The organism is Mycetocola sp. JXN-3, assembly GCF_014522285.1.
GTDB lineage: Bacteria > Actinomycetota > Actinomycetes > Actinomycetales > Microbacteriaceae > Mycetocola > Mycetocola saprophilus.
Map to the genome: position 1 here is coordinate 750,856 of NZ_CP041635.1, position 21,169 is coordinate 772,024.

Consider the following 21,169-nt stretch of genomic DNA (forward strand, 5'->3'; position numbering starts at 1 on the left):
GCTCGGCTCCACCCCGGTGGTGTCGAGCAATTCTGCGTGAGGGCGCGCCGAAAAAATCAAATGCTTGCCAAGTTACTTACAGGCCAGTAACCTTAACTCAACGCACACGCGCAGAGACGCACGGAAGGCGACGCAACGATGCCCACAACACCCCAGGTTCTCCCGACCCACCGGGACGGAACCACCCTTGACGCGCTGATCGCTCGGATCCCGCTCGAACAGCGAATCACGCTGCTGACCGGCATGACGTCCTGGCGTCTGACCCCGATCGCCGAGATCGGCCTCGATTCGGTTGTGGTGTCCGATGGCCCCGTGGGTGTGCGTGGCACCGGGGAGACTCCGGGGGAGACCTCGATCCTGCTGCCCTCGCCCAGCGCGCTGAGCGCGCTGTGGGATCCCCAGCGTGCGCGCCAGGTGGGAAATCTCTTTGCCCGCGAGGCCCGCCGCCACGGCGTGGATGTGGTCCTCGCCCCGCAGGTCAACATCCAGCGCACCCCGGTGGGTGGCCGACACTTCGAGTGCTTCGCCGAGGACCCGCTGCTCACCGCCGAGGTGGGATCCGCCGTGGTCCAGGGCTTGCAGGAGTGCGGCGTGGCCGCGTGCCTCAAGCACTATGTGGCCAACGACTCGGAAACCAAGCGCACCGAGTACGTGTCCGAGGTAGATGAGCGCACGCTGCGCGAGGTCTACCTGGCACCGTTCGAGCACGCGGTACGCGAGGTTGGCGTCTGGTCGATCATGGCCGCCTATAACGGCGTGGACGACGGGACCGAGACCGCTCCGATGACCGAGCACTCGCACCTGCTGCGCGATGTCCTCAAGGCCGAACTCGGGTTTGACGGCACCGTGATCAGCGACTGGATGGCCACCAACACCACGGTGGAATCCGCGACCGGCGGGCTCGACATCGTGATGCCCGGTCCGGGTGGTCCCTGGGCCGAAAACCTGTTGGACGCCGTGCGCGCGGGGGAGGTCTCCGAGGAGATCATCAACGACAAGGTGCGCCGCATCCTGCTGATGGCCGCCCGGGTGGGCAAACTCGCCGGCTTCGATGCGCCCGAGACGCCCGCCGGCCTCGACGAGGTCGAGGACGATGCGCGGATGGCCCGCGAACTTGCGGCGGCCGGCACCGTGGTGCTGCGTCGTCCCGATGCGGGAATCCCCGCGCTGGTAGACGGAGAATCGATAGCCCTGATCGGCCCGAACGCCGCGCGCACCCACGTGCTGGGGGGCGGCAGCTCGACCGTGCACCCCGCCCGGGTGCAGGAGATCCACGATGGTCTGACCGAGGCGTTCCCGAACAGTTCGGTCACGCTGAGCCGCGGTGGCGACAGCCGTCGCTATGCGCCGACCATCCCCGTCCTGGCCGGACTCACCGGATTTGTGGATGCGGCCGGCAACCCGACCGTGCCCGGTGCCGGCATCGTCACGGTTACCCAGCTGGACGCCGACGGGGAGGTCCTGGGCCACCGCGAGATGGTCGAGTGGGAGGGCTGGGAGCGGGTGACCGACGAGCGGATCGATACCGTGGTGGTCGAGACGCGCATCCTGTTGGACGAGCCGGGCCCGCACAGCCTCGAAGTGGGCACCGTGGGTGCCTACCGAATCATCGTGGATGGCGAGCTGATCGCCGAGAGCACCACGCCCGCCGGCGCCGAGGTGGTGCTGGATTCCAGCGTGAACAACCCGCCGAGCATCGTGACCAAGGGACTCGTCACCGAACCGCGAGTGGCGGTCCTGCGGGCCGAGCTCAAGGTTGTGCATGCGGGAGGCTATGGCGAGTTTGTGCGCGCCGAGTTCCGTCACCGCACCCCCAGCGAGGACGCCGACCTGGAGATTTCGACCGCGGTGGATGCCGCCCGGGCGGCGCAGCGCGCCGTGCTCGTGGTGGGCACCAATGAGGAGGTCGAGTCCGAGGGCTGGGACCGCACCACCCTGTCCCTGCCCGGACGGCAGGACGAACTGGTGCGCCGCGTGCTCGCGGTAGCGCCGGACACGATCATCGTGGTGAACGCCGGAGCCCCGGTCCTGCTGCCCTGGCTGGAGGACGCCCAGACCGTGCTCTGGGCCTGGTTCCCCGGGCAGGAAGCCGGCGGCGCTCTCGCCGACGTGCTGGCCGGCCGCGCCGAGCCGCAGGGCCGACTGCCCTGGACCCTGCCGGCCGACGAGGCCAGTGTGCCCGTGCCGCACGCGATTCCCAACGACCAGGGTCGCATCGACTATGTCGAGGGTGTCCACGTGGGCTACCGCGGCTGGCTGCGTGCCGGGGCCACCCCGGCGCTGCCGTTTGGATTTGGCCGCGGCTGGACCGACTGGAGCTATCGGGAGCTGGGCGTGCCGCGCCCGGCCGCGGACGGCTCGGTTGAGGTCGACGTGGTGATTGAAAACGTCGGTGCACGCACCGGCCGTGAGGTGGTTCAGGTGTATCTGGAACCGCCGGTAGAGACCCCCGAGGGCGAGCGTCCAGTGCGCTGGCTCGCCGGGTTCGGCGCCGGCACCGTGGCCGCGGGGGATCGCGCCACGGTGACCGTGCGCATTCCTGCCCGCGCCTTTGAGGTGTGGAGCGTCGCCGATTCGGGATGGATTCGTCCCGGCGGCACGTATCGCCTGGTGGCGGGATCCAACGTGGCCGATACCCCGCTTGGTGCGAGTCTGGACGTGGCCGCCCGCGGGCGGTAGCCCCGAGCCGTGGGGCGCATTCGAGCGGTCGGGGTGGGGTCGGGTGCGAACTCACAATTAGGTTCGTTATTGTAGTGGGGACCGGCGCGTCCGGATCACCGACCGCATGAAGTGAAAGGCCCCGCGATGAGTGGCACCGAGCCGAACCCCGAGGGCACCCCGCAGACCCCGCCGCCCGCACCGATCCCGCCGGTGCCGTCCGCCCCGCCGGGTGGTGCGTATGCGCCGAACCTTCCGCCGTATGGGTACCCGCAGCAGGGTGCTGGCGCTCACACCTCGGCGTATCCCGGGTACCCGCAGCAGGGTGCTGGCGCTCACACTTCGGCGTATCCCGGGTACCCGCAGCAGGGTCCCGGTGTCCACGCCTCCGCGTACCCCGGATACCCGGCGCAGCAGCCCCCGGGCCGCCCCGCGCCCGAAGCGCTGACGATCGTGGCGTTTATCACGTCGTTTGTGCTCTCGCCGATCGGAATGGTGCTCGGCATCGTGCAGACCGTGCGGGAGCGCGATCGGCATGGTCGTGCCTCGGGGCTCGCGCTGGCCTCCATCTGGGTGGGTGCGGGCCTGAGTGTCATCACGTTTGTGGCCGGCGTGCTGCTTGCACTCTCACTCTTCGTTTTTAGCGGACTGGTCGCCTCAAGCAGTGTGATCGCCGATTCGTATTCGGAGGAGGTGCCGCGCGCGGACACCGTAAGCGCGGAGTTCTGCGAGAGCGCCCAGGACCTGACCCCGCTGCTTGAACCCCTGGCCAGCCTGGACGCCGATGGTTACGCCGAACACGTGGGAGACGGTGGCACGTATGCCGCCGAGACCGAGTTCATGATCAAGGTCGCCGGTGTGGGCGAAACGCTCTGGGACTCGGCCCCGACCTCGATCGTGGGGGAGGTGGAAACCATGATTGATTCGTCCTGGTACGCCGCCGAGGGGTTTGAGGGGAGCGGGGCGTTTGACCCCCAGGACCTGCACGATGCGCAGAGCGCGGCAGTCGCCGTCTCGGACTTCGCCACCGAACACTGCACCGCACCCTGAGTGCGGCACATGCCGCTCGGGTCCGCGCGGTGCGCCCGGTCCTGGGCTAACATGGACACGGTCATCCAGTTTTCGGGGATGACGCCGTGCCAGCCTCTGTAGCTCAATGGAAGAGCGACTCCGTCCTAAGGAGCAGGTTGGGGGTTCGAGTCCCTCCAGGGGCACCAGTAATTAACACCGAGAAACCGGGCTTCGGCCCGGTTTTTTTGTTTTGCCCGGACGATCGGGGGAATATCCACGCCGATCCGGATGTTCTCGAGTCCCCCAAAAGGACGACACGCCCGGGCCGTGGAGGGCTTTTTTTGAGCCTAACGGGGGTTTTGTATATCGCGAGCAAAAGTACCCTAGGCTCTCTGGGAGTCCGTGCGCCGTGATCCCGAAAATCACCGGTGCGTACCCCCGGGCTCACCTCCCCCCAAGAAAGTACATACCCTCATATGAGTCATGCCCTCGTGCAAACGAGGGCGCGTTCCAGCGCGCCCAAAATGTCCCGACGCATCGCCGCACTGATTGCCGCTGTCGTCTCCGTTCTGCTGGTAATTACCGGCGTGAGCATGCCCGCATTTGCCGCCGGCGAACCGGTTGTAAAGCTGACCCTTCCCAAAACCGGCAGCGCGGGCAACCAGAACGGCACCCCCGTATTCGAGCCGGGGAAGGACTACACGCTGGCCTTTGGCTACAGCGATATGGCGGATGGCCAGGTCGTGACCGTCAAGCTTCCCGAGGGTGTGACCATCCCCGAGAGCGCGCTCGTAGTGCCCGCGGGAAACACCGCGATCAAGTCCTACACACTGGATGGCAAGGGCAACCTGCTGGTGACCTTCGCGGACAAGATCCCCGAGGACCGGGTTCAGGGAACCTTCCAGATCAACTTCCAGTACACCGAGGTCCAGACCTCGCGTGAGATCACCGACACCTGGCTGGTCGACGGTAAGCCGACCACCTCCACGGTGGTTGTGAAGAAGACCGGTGATCAGTTCACCAACATCGACAACTCCGGCAAGAAGAACATCGGGAACTTCTCATGGCCGGGCGTCAGCATCAACGGCGACGGACAGGTTGTCATGGGGCCGGACTTCCTCACCACCTCGATCCCCTACACCGTCGTGGTGCGCAGCAAGGATGCACGCACGCCGCTGACCATTACCGACTCGTTCTCGAGCAGCCTGGTGCTGGTGGGCGAACCCACCGCAAAGCTGGTTACCTGGGATGCCAAGGGCATGAACCGGACCGAGCAGCCCGCGCCCTCGGCCAGCGTCACCAAGCCGACCGCGACCTCCTTCGTCTACACCGCTCAGGCGCCGGCGAACTCCGAGCTGACCCTGACCTACAACCTGCGGATCAAGGATGCAGCCGCGCTGGAGAGCATCCGAACGAGCCTGCAGGCTCAGTACGACGCCCGCGACGTGAGCGAGAACGCCGAACTCAAGGTTTCGCTGCCCAACACCGCCAAGATCACCGGTGGTACCGCAGACGAGTCCGGTGCCAACGTCGACATTAAGACCACCATCGGCGGTATCGGTGCCTTCGACAAGTGGTCGGACATCCCGCGTGACTTCCCGGTGACCTTCAAGGATGGCACCCGCCAGCTGGACCCCACCGTTCCGGTGACCTACACCCTGCGCGCGGACCTGAACCAGCTCAAGTCGCTGGAGAACACCAAGTACAAGCTCAACCAGAACGTCGTGATCTCCGACGATCTGCCCGCACAGCTGCGTTGGCTGAGCGCCGATGCCGCGTTCATCACCGCCTCGAACGGGACCAAGCTGACCCAGGCCGTCGATTTCACCGGTAGCGCCACCGCGTTTGCCGCCGACACCTACCTGAACCAGTACGCCGTGATCGGCAATAAGCTGCTGGTCAACGTGGGCAAGTCCCCGACCCTGAACGTGGAGATCAAGGTTAAGGCCGAGCTCTTCACCCTCGCGGGCAACGGGGTGAACCTCATCAACAAGCCGGGCTGGATCCCCACCGCCCAGGAACTCTACGTTGGCCCGACCAACCGAGCGTCGTTCACCTACTCGAACAACGCCGATGCCAAGCCGATCGTCAAGTCGCATGAGCACGCGTTTGTGATCGAGAAGGACCGCGAGTTCCCGCTGGATGACGCCGACACCTTCACCAAGAAGAACCTCAGCGGTGACGCCCAGGTGCAGCCGGGTCAGCCGATCGCGCTGACCTATGAGTTCGCCGTGAAGCGTCACGCCGGCGATGCCCGCAAGTCGAAGATCGTGGACCAGATCGACCACAACGTCTTTGACGTGACCCCCGAAACCCTGCCCGCTATCCAGCGCAGCATCGAGGTTAACCGCGAGGGCACCCGTGCCGACGATACGGTTACCGCGGTCATCGCCCCCAACGGCGACCTGGAGTTTGTGGCATCGGCAAAGCTCGCCGCCGCACCGAACGCCGATAACCGTGCGTTCACGCTGCGGGTGACCCTGCCGGTCAAGGCCCTGGTGGGCAAGGACACCGTCGCCGTGGACAACTCGGCTTCCTACCTGGGTTCCTCGAACCAGTTCGTCTACGACTCGAGCTTCTCCTCCTCGGCCACCTCGTTTGGTGACGAGCTGGAGCTCACCAAGACGCTCTACAACCCCAAGACCGACTCGTACACCAAGTCGCTGCGCGTCGAAATGGACGCCGATGGCAAGATGAAGAACGACTCGTTCATCTACCGGGTGCGCATGGTCCCGCACGGCAAGTTCGACGCGATGGTGTCGGACATCAAGGACGTGCTGCCCAAGTCGCTTGAGTTCCTCGGCTTCGTCAAGCCCGACCAGGTCAAGAACGGCACCACCGAAAAGGTATCCTCGGACACCTACCGGATCCCCGGTTCCAGCATCGACACGAAGTACGACGCGGCGGCCAACTCGATCTCGATCACCGCGGGCGCGCTGCCCGACGGTAAGGCCGTGGACCTGTTCTTCAAGGTCAAGGTGAAGGACTTCACCCCGGACATCGGCATCACCAACTCGATCGGCCGCATCTCGGCCACGATCGTGCCCTCCAACGCCTACCCGCTGAACATCTCCAAGGTGGACTCGGGCGACTCCGAGGTGTCCATCACCGACGAGAGCGCACGCTTCGAGGTGCGCAACGAGGCCGGCGAGGTCGTGGTCAAGAACGTCTACGTGGTGGATGGCAAGCTCGTCACCAAGGGCGATGAGGCACACCCGCACCGCTCGGTGACGGTCAAGGAGCCCGGCACGTACACCGTCGTGGAGACCAAGGCCCCCAAGGGCTACCTGCTCTCCTCCGTTCCGGTCGCCCTGACCATCGACGAGGACGGCGTCCAGTCCCCGGGCGAGGCCAAGATGGTCAACGTCTCGGCGGGACCGATGGTCTCCGTGGGTGATTACGTCTGGCTGGACACCAACCGCAACGGCGTCCAGGACGGTTCGGAAACCGGCATCGCGGGCGTCAAGCTCGTGGTGGTGGGACCCGGCGACGCCGCGGTAACCGACGTCTACGGCACCCCCGTCGGACCGCAAATCACCGATGCCAAGGGTAAGTACTCCTTCGACAACCTTCCGACGCTGCCCGCGGGCCAGCACTACACCGTGAAGATCGTTCGGGACGATGCGGACACCATCGCGGCACTGGACGGCCTCGTGCCGACCAATGCCGAGCAGGGTAGTGACCGTGCCAAGGACTCCTCGACCTGGACCGCGACCTCGCGTGACCTGGTCAACGGTGGCGAGCGTGACGACACCCTCGACTTCGGATTTGTCACCAAGTCCTATGCGATCGGTGACTACGTCTGGATCGACACCAACCGCGACGGCAAGCAGGATGCCACCGAGCCGGCCCTCGCCGGTGTCACGGTCATCCTGACCGATGTCGACGGCAAGAAGATCGCCGAAACCACCACCAACGAGGCGGGCAAGTACCTCTTCGATGGTCTGGCCGCGGGCGACTACAAGGTGCGCTTTGTCCTGACCGACGAGCAGGCCGCGATCTACACCTTCACCACGCAGAACGCCGAGGGTGCCACCGGTGCCACCGGTTCGGATGCCGATGCGAAGGGCTGGACCGCACAGATCACCCTGAACGATGCCAACACCGCGCTCACCACGAGCTATGCGGATGCCGAGCTCTCGGCCACGCAGGGTATCGACCCGACCTGGGACGCCGGTGTGGTGCGCAAGAGCGTATCCGTGGGTGACTTCGTCTGGGCCGACACCAACCGTGACGGCATCCAGGACGGCGATGAGCCCGGTATCGCCGGGGTTGTGCTGAAGCTGACCGACGCAAAGGGCAACCCGGTCACCGACGTGTTCGGTAACCCCGTCGCACCGGTCACCACCAACGCCGAGGGTAAGTACACCTTCGCCAACCTGCCCTCGCTGCCCGCCGGTGAGTCGTACACGGTGACCATTGTCGCCGACGACCCCTCGACCGTGGCCGCGCTGAAGGACTTCGTTCCGACCAAGGCCGGCGCGGGCACGGACCCGGCGAAGGACTCCTCCACCGGATCGGCCACCTCCGGCGACCTGGTGAACGACGGCGATAAGGACCTTACCCTCGACTTCGGATTCGTTCGCAAGAGCGTTTCCGTGGGTGACTTCGTGTGGGCCGATACCAACCGTGACGGCATCCAGGACGAGGGCGAGCCCGGTATCCCCGGTGTCAAGCTTGAGCTGGTGGGTCCGAATGGTGCCGCGGTAACCGACATCTTTGGCAACGAGGTTGCTCCGACCGTGACCGACGAGAACGGCAAGTACTCCTTCGAGAACCTGCCGGCTCTGGAGGCCGGCCAGTCCTACACCGTCAAGATTGTGCGTGACGATGAGGGCACCCTGAAGGCTCTGGCCCCCTACGTACCGACCCTGGTTGGTGCCGGCGAGGACCGCGAACTGGACTCCTCCGAGTGGACCGCAACCTCGGGTGACCTGGTCACCAACGGGTCCAAGGATATCTCGCTGGACTTCGGATTCGTGCGCAAGAGCGTGTCCGTGGGTGACTTCGTCTGGCTCGACATCAACCGTGACGGCATCCAGGACGAGGGCGAGCCCGGAATCCCCGGCGTCAAGCTCGAACTGGTGGGACCGGACGGTAAGGCCGTGACCAACGTCTTCGGCGAGGCCGTCGAGCCGACCATCACCGACGACAACGGACACTACTCGTTCGATAACCTGCCGGCCCTGCAGCCGGGAGAGTCGTACACCGTGAAGATTGTGCGCGATGACGAGGGAACCCGGGCGGCGCTGAAGCACTTTGTGCCGACCACCCCGGGTGCCGGATCCGACCGCGCCAAGGACTCCTCCAGCTGGGAAGCCGCCTCCGGCGACCTGATCAGCAACGAGGACCACGACCCGACCCTCGACTTCGGTTTCGTGCGCAAGAGCGTATCGGTGGGCGACGTGGTCTGGGTTGACCTCAACCGCGACGGCATCCTGGACACGAACGAACCCGGCATCCCCGGTGTCAAGCTCGTGCTGGTGGGCCCGGACGGTGAGCCCGTGACCGATGTGTTCGGTAACCCGGTGGAGCCCACCGTGACCGACGCCGACGGCCGCTACTCGTTCGACAACCTGCCGGCTCTGGAACAGGGCGAGAGCTACACCGTCAAGATCGTTCGGGATGACCCCGCAACCATCGAGGCACTGAAGCCCTACACCCCGACCAAGCCCGGCCAGGGTGATAACCGCAACGTCAACTCGTCTAACTGGGAGTCCTCCTCCGAGGGCCTGCTGGAAAACGGCGAGCACGACCCGTCGCTCGATTTCGGTTTCGTCTCCAAGAGCTATGCGATTGGTGACTACGTCTGGATCGACACCAACGCCAACGGAATCCAGGACGCGGACGAGAAGCCGCTGCCCGGAGTGAACGTCATCCTGACCGACGAGAACGGAACCGAGCTGGCTCGGACCACCACCAACTCGGCCGGACGCTACCTGTTCGACAACCTGCCCGCGGGGAGCTACAAGGTCCGCTTCGAGCTGACCACCGAGCAGGCCAAGCTGTACCACTTCACCACCGCGGGCGCGGATGGCGATAACAGCGGCCGTGACTCGGATGCCGACGCGACCACCGGATGGACCCGCGTGATTGTCCTGGGAGATGACAACGTCAACCTCACCGGCGACTACACCGCGTTCACGCTCGGCGCGACCGAGGGCATCGACCCGACCTGGGATGCCGGTGTGGTGCTGAACCCCGCCGCGATCGTCCCGTCGGCCCCGGCGGAGGCCCCCAAGGGCGACCGCCTGTCCTCGACCGGTGTGGACCCCAACCTGCTGTGGGGTGGTGGTGCCGCGGCACTGCTGCTGCTGGCCGGTGGAGCATTCATGCTGGCACGCGCACGTCGCAACGACGCAGCCTAGTTAGTTAGCGCTGAGCAACACACCTCGGGCCCCCCACCATTAGGTGAGGGGCCCGAGGTTTCCTGCTCGCTAGTGTGACCGAGCCACGACGATCTTCCCCACGGTCCGACCAGTTTCCACCAGTCGATGCGCGGCGCGTACCCGTTCCGCATCGAGCGGGGTGAGTAGCGTGGTGAGGGTCGTGCGGAGAGTGCCCGCATCGATCAGGTCGGCAATCTGGTTCAGCAGCCGATGTTGGCCCTCGAGGTCCCAGTGGTGTGACGACCTCGTGAACATGGATTCCCAGTGCCACGAGATGCTGCGGTCCTTGAGCGCGTAGAAATTGAGGTTGCGTTCATCATCGATGGCCACGATTTCGCCAAACGGACGCACCACCGTGATCAGAAGGGGAATCTGATCGCGGCTGTGCGCGGAGAAGACATAGTCAACGCCGCCGGGGGCGTGTGCGAGTATCTGGCGATCCAGATGCGGTGCCGTGTGGTCCACGACGACATCGGCCCCGAGGTCCCGCACCCAGGTGCGAGACCGATCATGGGAAGCCGTGGCGATGACTCTCAGCTGGGTGAGGGTTTTTACCAGCTGGATCAGGATCGAGCCCACGCCACCGCTGGCACCCAGCACCAGAATGGTGCCGGCCGAGTCTTCGGATAACTTGAGCTTGTGAAACAGGGCTTCCCAGGCGGTAATGGCCGTCAGGGGCAGCGCCGCAGCTTCGGCAAATGGGAGGGTGCGTGGTTTGCGTCCGACGATCCGCTCATCGACCGCCTGGAACCGGGAATATGACCCCGGACGTTCGATACTTCCGGCGTAGTAGACCTCATCCCCGGGCGCAAACAGCGTGGTTTCGGGTCCCACTGCGACCACCGTCCCGGCGGCGTCCCAGCCGAGTATTCGATCCGCGGAGGACCCGTGTGCGGAGGCCCGCACCTTGACATCGACCGGGTTGACCGAGATCGCTTCGACTTCCACCAGAATGTCGTGTCCGGAGGGGGAGGCTGGTGGTGGGCAATTTACGTCGACAAGGCTGTCGACGGTCAGCGCACCGCCGATCCGCGAGACGATGGCCGTGGCGGCTGGTGTGGTTGTCATTAATCGGGTGTCCCTTCGGCGCGATGTCCGGTGACATCGCTCGGAGCCGACCCTAGGCGAGAGGCCCTGGTTACCCGCAAGGGATATTGCTATCCATTTGATAGTGGACGAGCGTCATCAATTTGGGCCGCTATCACGGATGCGTGATCGTAGTGAGATTCGGCCCACTCGCGCAGCGCAAAGACCGGTTCCAGTGCCGTGCGGCCAATCTCGGTGAGCGAGTATTCCACGTGCAGGGGCACCGCCGGAAACACCTCGCGATGCACCAGGCCATACCGTTCCAGACGGCGCAGCGTGGAGGTCAGGACCTTGGGGGAAATGCCGGACAGCTCGTGCTGAAGGACCCCGAAGCGTACCGGACCATGAGCCAGGGCACCGATTGCGAGTGCCGACCACTTATTCGCCACCACCTCAAGCAGATGGCGGCAGGGACAGGTGGCCGAGTAAACGTCGCCGTGCGTCTCGTGCGTGGGGAATATGGAGAGTGGTGCTGGTGAAGTCATCGGTCCGCATCTCGGTCTGGTTCGCTGTGCGTTAGTCGCTATCCGATGGAGAGTAACACGCCTTGTGGGTAACCACCCGCGCCCACATAGGGTGGCCGCAGTCACCCACTTCGGCGTGATGAAAAACTCCAGATCAGATAGGAACGTGACACCGATGACCATCACCTCAGTTTCGCCCGTAATCCTGACCCGTACCCGAGCCCATCTCGCAGTGGACGCGGGCTTTGCCCGCGGCACCGAACTGGGTGCCGCCTTTACCATCGCCGTGCTGGATGGCGCGGGAAACCTGGTTGCCCATGTGCGCGAGGACGGTGCGGCACTCGCCTCGATCGGCACCAGCGCGGCCAAGGCTCTGACCGCCGTGCACTTTGCGCAGCCGACGGCGGCACTCCAGGGTGCGGTGGCACCCGGTGCCGCGCTCTTTGGTTTGGGCTCGGCACAGGCAACCTACGCCTTTGTGGCCGGCGGGGTTCCCATTGTCGATCCGCATGGTGTCGTCATTGGCGCGGTGGGGGCGGGCGGAGGCACACCCGACCAGGACCGAGAGGTTGCCGAGGCCGCCGCTGCGGCGCTGGCCTAGAACCTCTCATTCGGGCTCCAAGACCACGCGTCTTGGGGCCCACCCTCATCCCCTCCTCGTTGAAAGGAAATTCTCATCATGATTATTCACGATTCACGTTCTGCCGGTCCCGCCACGCGACTCCACATTCCACCGGGTGACGCACGACTCCTCATGGTTGAACACCTGGGAGAACTCCTCGCCCAGGCGGACTCAGCGTTGACCCGAGAGCGAGTTACTCTCGATGCGTTTACCCGGGCCGAACCGTATCGGCTACCCACCTCGGAGTCGCTTACCGAATCCTTGTTTCGGGTGGAAAACTCCCTGCACGCGTTCGGCCAGCGGTTTGACGGACTCGAGATTTGGGAGGCGGCCATCAGGGACACGCTGAGCGCGATTGCTCGTCCCGAGATCCCGCTTCACGAGATAGCCCTGCTTTATCTGGTGGCGATCGCCGGATACCGAGCGCCACCCGAGACGGCCCAGGGCGAGTCTTCGGTTCTGATCCGCTTCAGTGAGGAGGGGCTTGACGTTTTTGCCCCGGCCAGCGGACAGAGCAGGCAGTCCGCCGATGAAGATTTCCTGGCCGAGATATCTCAGTTGATTGCCAACCACAGGGATGTGGAAGATGACCCCACAACCGACGAGCTGATCGCAATCCAGGCGGCCTACTGGTTGCTTGACCGCGGAGTACACATTCCAGGTGCCTATCCCATCTGGGGGACCTCGGGTTTTCGAGACGTGCAAACCTACGCCTCGATCACGGATCCCGGGGAGGGACACCTCGCGGGGACGACGCGGGATGTGCGCTATCTGCGCGGGGTGATCGTTCACGTTGAACACCTGGAGCGCGGTGGTGGGTTCACCCGTGAGGAGATGGAACCCTATCGAGTGCCATCGGCCCGCACGGTTGCCCGAGTGCGGCTCCATGTGGGTCGTGGAGCACCCACCTCTAGCTATTTGGGACGGCCACTATTTGAGGGCACCATCGCCAATTCGCAGATCAAGACGGGGCGCACATTTGCCGCCGCCGCCTCTGCATTATTGGCGGATAACCTGGCCGAGGTGAAGCTGGCGGTTGAAGGATTGAGCGCGGATGAGGCAATCACGCTCCTGGCCACGCTGAGTCGAGAGACTCGACGGGATCCTCATACTCAGGTGCTTTCGGCCGCATTCAATATTAATTCACCCATCCTCGATGACCGTCAGGAGACGATTCGACAGTTTGGTCGAGCCGTGTGGCGGACCACGCCCGAAGAGATCGGCCTGTTGGGAATTGCAATCACGCGGGGAGGTGGATTTGGCAAGGTCACCTGGGATGGAACCTCAAACACCTACCCCAGTAGTTGCGTGATCACCCAGCTCACGATGCCCGTGGCCCTGACCCTGGTACATCGAGCGCATGAGGTGGGTCTGCTGACCTATTTTTCTGCGGGCTTCAGGCTGGCGGAGGTTCCCCTGGCCGTCTATACCGGGGTCGATGGAATCGGGCTCGGGGGTGCACAGATTTTGCGTTATATGGATGTCGAATCGGGGTATCACGGACCGTTCATTCACGACAATATTGGGGAGATTCTGGCGGTACGTGACGGGGCAGAAGCAACCGACCGGGGACGGGCAGCCGCTTTGCTGGCACGCCTGGACCGGTTGTATTTTGAGGGGAGTCTGCTCTCGAGTGATGACGACATACGGCGTCTCCTGTTTGAGGCACTCCTGAGCGAGAACATCGCGATGGCCGCGGAGGTGCGCGAGCGACTTCCGCACGTTCTGCGTATGACGGAGGATACGATCCATCCACTTCTTGCCTGGGCGGACCGGCTGGGCACACCGGGTAAAAAAATCGCACAGGATCGAATCGGAGGTGCCGATTGGGACGCCTATCTACGCCGGGTGCGTCACGCAAGACGGCGCAGCGATCTTCAGGATCTGGCCGGTGAGCTCGGGCGAGGATCCGCGGCGCAGGGGTGAGGGGGTTTCGGCTCCGCGCGGGGCGTCCCCTAAAATTTAGGGAGTCGCGCCGTGCGGCGCCCGCACTGATTCAGAGGATTTCATGACGTCGACCCCCGAAAACGGTACCGAGCCCGAGGCGTTTGCCGCGCCGGAGATCGCGGAGGCGGCCACCGAAACCGCGCCGCTGGCCGCGGGAATCTCGCTCTCCGAGGACGGCGATCGCGCCCCGGTGGTCCCCAACCCCGAGGGCGTTCCCGAGCAGTATCGGCCCTATCCTGTGTCGTTTGTCCGCCGGTCTGCCCGGTTGACCGCCGGCCAGGAATCGGCGATGAGTCGGGTGGGGGATAACTACCTCGTGCAGGTGCCGCGCGCCCACGCCTCCACCTCGGTGGACCCGCGGGTGAGTATCGACCTGCCCACGGTGTTCGGGCGCGAGGCCCGCACCATCGTGGAGATCGGCTCGGGGATGGGGGAGTGTGTCTCCGCCGCCGCACTGGCCAACCCCGACAACAACTATCTGGCCCTCGAGGTGTACTGGGCGGGTCTGGCCCAGGCCATTTCGCTGGCCGATCGGGCCGGCGGCGCACCCAACCTGCGCCTGATCGAGGCCAACGCCCCCGAGATTCTGGATGCGCTGCCCGCGGACAGCCTCGACGAAATCTGGGTGTTTTTCCCGGATCCCTGGCACAAGGCGCGGCACCACAAGCGCCGAATGGTGCAGCCCGAATTTGCCGATCAGGTTGCGCGGGTCCTGCGTCCGGGCGGAATCTGGCGACTCGCCACCGACTGGGAACCCTATGCGGATCACATGCGTGAGGTGCTGCGGGGCCGCACCGATCTGGTGCCCGTGATCGCCGGGAGCGACGGGGTCGTGGAACGCTTCGAGGGCCGGGTGCTCACCACGTTTGAGGAGAAGGGGCGCCGCGCCGGTCGTGGGGCCACCGACCTCGCCTACGTGCGGGCCTAACCGGCTGAGCCGCCCGGGAACGTTCGGTTCCCGGGCGGCTCCGTTTGTGAGGGCTTAGTCTCCCGCGGGTGCCGCCGCTTGTGAAGGGTCGGGCAATCGCGGGCGCCGCCGCTTCACGCTCGTCAACCTACGCGGAGACCGCCTCGGCCTCGCGCTTGCGGGTGCGCGAGCGCCAGAACACCAGCGCCGCAACGGCCGCGAGCATCCCCACGGCGACCAGCACAAACACCAGGTTGGGCACCTTGATCGCCGTCTCGGAGACCCAGGATTCGGCCCGATACTGCGTGCTCACGGTGAAGATTCCGCCGAGGGACGCGGTGCCCTCGGTGATCAGGAGCAGCACGCCGATTCCGATCGACAGCAGCCCGGAAACCACCATCCAGACCGAGTTTTCCCAGCGTCCGATCCGCACCCAACGCGGTCGAAGCCAGCCCTTTTTGGCCACACTCACCCGGGTCCAGATCAGCGCCAGGACACCCAGCGGCAGCGCCATGCCCAGGGCGAAGATCGCCAGCATGATGCCGCCATAGACGGGATTGGCTCCGGTGGCCGCGACGGTCAGCACCGAGCCGAGGATCGGCCCCGCACACACCCCGGCGACACCGTATACCGCGCCGAGAATAAAGACCGAGACCGCCGAGGTGCCCTCGCCGACGGCGCCGCGGTTGAGGCCGGGAATGTTGATCCCGATCAGCTGAAGCAGTCCGATCACGATGACGATTCCCGCGGCCACCGAGACCAGGATTCCGCGGTTCTCGGTGAGCAGAGATCCCAGCGCGCCGGCCAGGAGACCGAGCGGGACCAGGGTCACCAGCAGTCCCAGATAGAAGATTCCGGTGCGCTGCAACAGCTTGGTGGGGCTGGCAAATGCATAGGCGAAGAAGGCCGGCAAGAGCATCACCGAGCACGGACTGAACAGGGTGAGGATGCCGCCCAGCAGTGCCCCGGTGTATCCGATATCCACGCTTAGCGACCGACCTTCGCCAGCTCCGCGCGGATTGCTTCCTGGAACACCGAGAGGGGCTGGGCACCGACAACCGGGGTCGAGTTAATCGCAAACACCGGAGTCGAATTGACCCCCAGGGACTTCCCTTCGGCGAGATCCTTCGCGACCGCCTGCTGCAGTTCGGGACTATCGAGGTCCGCGGTGAACTTGGTCATGTCCGGCACCCCGACCTGCCGGGCAAACTCCACCAGCTTCTCCCGCGGGTAGTCGGGGTGTCCGCGCTCGGGGGCGGCAGCGTAGATCGCGTCGTGGTACTCCCAGAACTTCCCCTGCTCGCCGGCGGCGCGGGCGGCCACCGCCGAGGCGACCGAGTCGTCGCCGAAGATCGGGAAGTCACGCCACTCCACGCGGACCAGGCCGGTGTCCACAAACTCCTTCTTGATCTGCGGCATGCTGTCCCGCGAGAAGACCCCGCAGAAGGGGCAGCGGTAGTCGGCGAACTCGACCAGGGTGACGGGGGCGTCGATCGCGCCCATGGCCAGCGGGTCGCCGTCGATTCGGCGGTCCAGGGTCAGCGGGGGCTGCTCGGGCTGCGGGGCCGCGTTGTTGGTGCTGGGCGCCTGGCTCTCGGCGATCGGCGAGGTGGGGGCGGTGTCGCCCGGGCCGGTGGTTCCGGCCCAGATCATCACGCCGATTGCGGCGACCGCGAGGGTGGAACCGATGGCTATCAGGGTGGTTCGACGGGTACTCATAAAAATCCTTGGGTTGGGGCGTGATCGCGGGAGGCGATGAGGCACGCCGAAGTATGGGATGCGCGGTCCGGCCGGTGCGGTTTTCGATCCGCGCAGCGGCGCGGGTGAGGATGTGCACGGGTGCACGGGGTGAGGATGTGCACGGGTGCACGGGGTGAGGATGTGCGGGGTGAGGATGTGCGGGTGCGGAAGCACGCAAACACGGATACACGAGCGCGTGTGCTGATCCTCGGGAGGGACGGCCGGAAGCAGGGCGGGCCGGATTGGCCGGCTCGGGTTTACGGCCGTGGGGTGCGGAGTTTATGCGTCATTCACGCGAAAATCGCGGACGCTCCCGCCGGATGCCTAGGTTCGGGATATCCCGAGGTCCTGGGGCAGCGGTGCCGCCGGGGTGTGGGAATGCGTGGGGGAGACGGCCGTGACGATGGGCTCGAGTCCGAGCGCGGTGGAGGTGACGGCGTCGCCGGTGGTGATGGTGTGCTGATCCAGCGTGCGGGCGCTGGTCACGTTGTCGGGGCTTGGCCCGGTCGGCGCACAGAACGGCGAGGACTCATCCACGGTTTCGGCGGCCATCGCCTCGGCCAGCCCGCGGCTGAACGCGCCAGACTCGGGGCTCAGGGCATCGGATCGGTGCGCGAGCGACGATACGGAGGCGATGTCACGCGACGTGTCGGCGTGCATCGCCACGAGCGGAGAGTCGGTGCTCTCGACCACCAGGTTGTGGGCCGGGGCCCGCAGCGTTTGCGCGGCGTTGGTGCAGCGCGGTGCCATCAGGGCCACCGTGATGATCGCCAGGAGCACGGCAAAAACCAGGACCGTACGCGGGGAGAGCCCGGCGATCCGCGTGGTGATCTGGCGTCTCATGGTCCCCCTTCCAGCCTCGATCAAACCCCTCCACTATAGCGGGGGAGTCTGAGGGGCCCCCGCCGACCTCGGGAAATCGATGATGGGCGGGAAGCCTGTCCGTGATTTCCTGCGTGTGACGCTTGATGACGGCTGACTATGTTCGCCGGATGCGAGGCGGCATGTCGGGAAGTGTTTCCATGCTCGCGAACTTTGTCACGCCGGCCCGCTGACATCCCTCCAACCGGTTCGGACGAGAGCGTAGCGTGGCCCAAATATCCCGGGGTATCCCCGGCCAACACACAAAGGAGAGCACCATGAACATTCGAACGCGCATCGCACTCGCGGTGACGCTGGCAGGTGGGCTCGCTGTTGGGGCCGCAGTACCCGCTTTCGCCGGAACGATCGTTAACGTGGGCGGTGGGACGTGGAGCTACGGAACCGCATTTCAGGCACCGTGGTTCAAGAACGTCTGGTCGCACTATCAGAATCAGGACGTTGCCCATTCGGCTACCGCCATAGCCGGGCCCAACACGAAATTCGTGAAGAAAGACCCGGGGGAGTTCGCACAGGCTGAAACTCAGGCCGGTGCGAGTGAAGACGCCGCAGAATACTGGAACGTGTATCCCTAGACGGGAGCGCTCGAACGATGAAAACGATCCTGCTGGGGCTGGTCGCATTGGTGATCTGTGCGGCATTTGGTGTGGGGTATATGAACGCCCTCAACGCCGAGCGCGCGGAGTTTGCCGACGCGGCCGCCCGAGTGGGCACACCATTCGTCATCCCGGCGACGAGGGATGATCCCGGTCCGGTCCTCGATGCGCTCACGTCCGCCGCGCGATCCACCCAGTCCAATATCTATCGAACGGTCATCGGAGCCACGCATCAGGGGGCGAGCGTCGTCACCCAGTTTGCATTCCTGGCCGGTGAATCCTCTCGGGTATTGGACACCTTTGAGGTTTCTGCGGGCCGTCTTCCCACTGCGGATGAGACGCGAGCGGGAACCGCTTCCACTGGGACCGCTCCGAGCACACGCCCGGAACGAACCGTCGGCGAGCTGCGAACCCTCTGGCCGGGGGAAGAGCGGGGCGTGCGTCCCCTTGCCCGCGTGTTTGACTCGCTTCCGGCACCGGGAACCTACATCGCAGAATGCCCGCGGCGCGACTGTGCTGCTTTTACCGATGCGCTGGCTACGGCGCTCTCGGGGGACCCGAATCAGGCACCAGTCACCGCCGCAGACCTGCGTGCGGCGCGGGTCGTGACCCTCGTTCCCACGGCGACCCAGCCGGTCTATCCGGGCATGATCTTGGCCGCGGGCACCGTACTGGTGGCGATCCTCGCGCTCTATCGGCAGTTTCGAGAGGCCAAGCATGCCGGGGTATTGCGGATGCAGGGAATCGGGGCGACGCGGGCCTGGTGGATCATCTCGGGGCGGCCCATCGCCGGGACGGCTCTCATCACCCTCGTGCTGGGCACCGGAATCGCGGCTACGCTTCCCGGAATGCACCCGGCGGTGCTCGGCGCCCTCGCCCAGACCGCCGGGAGTACGGGGGTCCTGTTGCTGGCGGTCACCGCGCCAACCATTCCCTATCTTGCCCGGTTGCGGATCGCCGAGTTCATCAAAAACCGCAGGGATACCCGAGCCATTTTTGGGCTGAGCGTGATTGCGTCCGCGACAACGGCCGTCGCGGTGATCGTGGTCGGAAGCGGGCTGTGGGCGGGGGCCGACGGTCTGAATGCCGAAGTCAAAAAGCTGGAGATTTGGGCGGCGAGTACCGAATATGGGGTGTTTGCCCCGTTGCGCAACGGTGATGAAACCCTCGACATCCAATCCGGCAGCTTGACGTTAATCGCTAAAACTGCCGGGCAACTATATCCCCGCTTGGCCGCTAACGGTGCGCTCTATATCGATGCCACCAGCTATGACGAGGGCTTAGCTAAAAACCCGGTTGCCCCCGACGTGTTCCCGGCACTCAAAGTCAACCCCTCCTACATGGCGCGGTATCCGCTACTAGATACCAATGGGCAGCGGATCGGCGTGGATGAGTCCGAGAGGGACTGGATCATTCTGGCACCGGAGAGCTATCGAGACCGTGAAGAGCAGCTCCTGGCTACGACCCGTCGCAACCGTGCGGGGGCGGCAAAAACCAGTCAAACGGTGCTGGGGATGACCGCGCCTCCGGGTGTGCAGGACCAGCGTGTGCGCATTATCTGGACCGCCAGCGGACAGGACGTATTCGCCTTCTCACCCACGGTGGGCACAAAAAACGCGGGCCGGATTCGAGACCCCCTGATCGAGGTGATGACCCGGGAAAATGCCACCGCCTGGGACGCCGCCAACGCGATCACCGGTGGCCCAGACGGGGCGCTCCGGGTACCGCTGATCGATGGAGACGGTCGCAAGACGCGCAGCAGTCTTGCCCCGATCTTGGCCGAATACGGTCTTGATGACAATCTGCCAAGCCTGGTGACCATCGGCGAAGCCGAGCAGGCGCGACTGGCGTATGCCCGGGAGGCCCAGGTGAAGAGTGGAATCCTCGGTGGCGCGCTGATCCTGCTGTTGCTTCTGATGACGGCACAGTCGCTCACGATTGCCCTGGAACGTTATGCCCGTCCCATAGCGGTGCGGGGATTGCACGGTTACGGTCCCGTGCATAGGTACCGGGAGTTGTGGCGCATTGGAACGACTCTGGGGGTCGTGTATCTCGCGGCCGGATCCGGATTGTGGGTGCTGAATCTCCACCCGTTCTCCCCGAACATTCCGCCCCTGGGCCACATCCTGACGGTGGTCGCGGGAATCTGCGTAGTTCAGGGCGCGGCCGCCGTCATCATCGTGACCATACGAAAGGGGATACGCCCATGAGCGAAGCACCGCTGTGTGTGGCACGGGGCATCTCGCGAGGCTTTGCGGGGCACCGGGTGCTGGACGAGTTCGACCTCACCGTCCACGCGGGGGAGATGGTCGCGGTGACCGGGCCAAGCGGAAGTGGCAAAACCACCGCGCTGAACATTCTGGGGTTGCTGGAGCATTTCGACGCCGGCGAATTACAACTTTTTGGGGCGCGCGCCCCGGCTCCGCATACCCGGGCGGCGCGATTGCTGCTCATGAATCGTCTGGGATATCTCTTTCAAAACTTCGCCCTGGTGGACACCCTGGACATCCTGCATAACCTGGCGATCGCCCAGGTGTATCCGCGGCGCTCGCGGGCGATCGGACGCAGGGAACGTGCGGCAGTGCTGGAGCGAGTCGGGCTCAGGCAGGACCTGCGCCGGCCCATCTTCACCCTGTCCGGCGGCGAACAGCAGCGATTGGCCATCGCCCGGCTCCTGCTGAAACCCTCTCGGCTGGTGCTGGCCGATGAACCCACCGGATCGCTCGATCCGGATAACCGGGACCGAATCCTTGAGCTCCTGACCGGGCTCGCTCGGGAGGGACGCGGCATCGTCCTGGTCACTCACGACCTCGAGGTGGCCGCGCGTTGCGACCGCAGAGTCGACCTGACTGCCGCGTCCTCCTGACCGT

14 protein-coding genes and 1 tRNA gene are annotated in these 21,169 nt (G+C 65.1%); 10 read left to right on the forward strand and 5 right to left on the reverse strand.

The annotated features are described in order from the left end of the window. Positions 1 to 138 precede the first annotated feature (138 nt). The 4 genes from C7C57_RS03455 (at position 139) to C7C57_RS03470 (ending at position 10,037) form a co-directional block, all read left to right on the forward strand. The gene (locus C7C57_RS03455) at positions 139 to 2,679 is read left to right on the forward strand and encodes a beta-glucosidase (protein ID WP_187977593.1); all 2,541 of its coding nucleotides are present in this window, start codon (positions 139 to 141) and stop codon (positions 2,677 to 2,679) included. Positions 2,680 to 2,805: 126 nt separating this feature from the next. Further along, complete coding sequence (locus C7C57_RS03460; RefSeq protein WP_187977594.1) at positions 2,806 to 3,708, forward strand: DUF4190 domain-containing protein; 903 nt, start codon at positions 2,806 to 2,808, stop codon at positions 3,706 to 3,708. Between the two features lie 92 nt (positions 3,709 to 3,800). Next, positions 3,801 to 3,875, forward strand: a tRNA-Arg gene (locus C7C57_RS03465). 318 nt (positions 3,876 to 4,193) lie between these two features. Further along, entirely contained in the window at positions 4,194 to 10,037 is a 5,844-nt protein-coding gene (locus C7C57_RS03470) for an SdrD B-like domain-containing protein (RefSeq protein WP_187977595.1), read from the forward strand. A 69-nt stretch (positions 10,038 to 10,106) separates the two neighbouring features. Here the strand turns inward: C7C57_RS03470 and C7C57_RS03475 are convergent, their stop codons facing one another. Together C7C57_RS03475 and C7C57_RS03480 are read right to left on the reverse strand one after the other, a co-directional pair. Next, a complete protein-coding gene (locus C7C57_RS03475; RefSeq protein WP_187977596.1) occupies positions 10,107 to 11,126 on the reverse strand; it encodes a zinc-binding alcohol dehydrogenase family protein in 1,020 nt (339 codons plus the stop codon). Between the two features lie 89 nt (positions 11,127 to 11,215). Continuing rightward, positions 11,216 to 11,629 (reverse strand): helix-turn-helix domain-containing protein, encoded by a 414-nt coding sequence (locus C7C57_RS03480; RefSeq protein WP_051701637.1) that lies wholly within the window; start codon positions 11,627 to 11,629, stop codon positions 11,216 to 11,218. Between the two features lie 154 nt (positions 11,630 to 11,783). On the opposite strand from C7C57_RS03480, the gene C7C57_RS03485 reads away from it, so the two are divergent. The 3 genes from C7C57_RS03485 (at position 11,784) to trmB (ending at position 15,105) form a co-directional block, all read left to right on the forward strand. Next, positions 11,784 to 12,209, forward strand: coding sequence for a heme-binding protein (locus C7C57_RS03485; protein WP_187977597.1), 426 nt, complete (start codon positions 11,784 to 11,786; stop codon positions 12,207 to 12,209). 153 nt (positions 12,210 to 12,362) lie between these two features. Further along, complete coding sequence (locus C7C57_RS03490) at positions 12,363 to 14,156, forward strand: hypothetical protein (RefSeq protein WP_187977598.1); 1,794 nt, start codon at positions 12,363 to 12,365, stop codon at positions 14,154 to 14,156. A gap of 82 nt (positions 14,157 to 14,238) precedes the next feature. After that, positions 14,239 to 15,105: a tRNA (guanosine(46)-N7)-methyltransferase TrmB gene (gene trmB / locus C7C57_RS03495; protein WP_187977599.1), complete on the forward strand. Its 867-nt coding sequence runs from the start codon at positions 14,239 to 14,241 to the stop codon at positions 15,103 to 15,105. 127 nt (positions 15,106 to 15,232) lie between these two features. Here trmB and C7C57_RS03500 read toward each other — a convergent pair whose 3' ends face one another. From C7C57_RS03500 to C7C57_RS03510, 3 genes are all read right to left on the reverse strand, one after another. Continuing rightward, entirely contained in the window at positions 15,233 to 16,069 is an 837-nt protein-coding gene (locus tag C7C57_RS03500) for a cytochrome c biogenesis CcdA family protein (protein ID WP_187977600.1), read from the reverse strand. A 2-nt stretch (positions 16,070 to 16,071) separates the two neighbouring features. After that, positions 16,072 to 16,803 carry a thioredoxin domain-containing protein gene (locus C7C57_RS03505; RefSeq protein ID WP_187977601.1) on the reverse strand — a complete coding sequence of 244 codons (732 nt, stop codon included), beginning with the start codon at positions 16,801 to 16,803 and terminating at the stop codon, positions 16,072 to 16,074. Positions 16,804 to 17,148: 345 nt separating this feature from the next. Then, the gene (locus C7C57_RS03510; RefSeq protein WP_187977602.1) at positions 17,149 to 17,667 is read right to left on the reverse strand and encodes a hypothetical protein; all 519 of its coding nucleotides are present in this window, start codon (positions 17,665 to 17,667) and stop codon (positions 17,149 to 17,151) included. Between the two features lie 296 nt (positions 17,668 to 17,963). On the opposite strand from C7C57_RS03510, the gene C7C57_RS03515 reads away from it, so the two are divergent. Genes C7C57_RS03515 through C7C57_RS03525 form a run of 3 tightly spaced genes read left to right on the forward strand, consistent with a single transcriptional unit; the run spans position 17,964 to position 21,165 of the window. Beyond that, positions 17,964 to 18,278, forward strand: coding sequence for a lactococcin 972 family bacteriocin (locus C7C57_RS03515; RefSeq protein ID WP_187977603.1), 315 nt, complete (start codon positions 17,964 to 17,966; stop codon positions 18,276 to 18,278). 17 nt (positions 18,279 to 18,295) lie between these two features. Beyond that, entirely contained in the window at positions 18,296 to 20,509 is a 2,214-nt protein-coding gene (locus C7C57_RS03520; RefSeq protein ID WP_187977604.1) for a hypothetical protein, read from the forward strand. Then, entirely contained in the window at positions 20,506 to 21,165 is a 660-nt protein-coding gene (locus C7C57_RS03525) for an ATP-binding cassette domain-containing protein (RefSeq protein WP_187977605.1), read from the forward strand. Before C7C57_RS03520 ends, C7C57_RS03525 begins: the two co-directional genes overlap by 4 nt. The last annotated feature ends 4 nt before the right edge of the window (positions 21,166 to 21,169 follow it).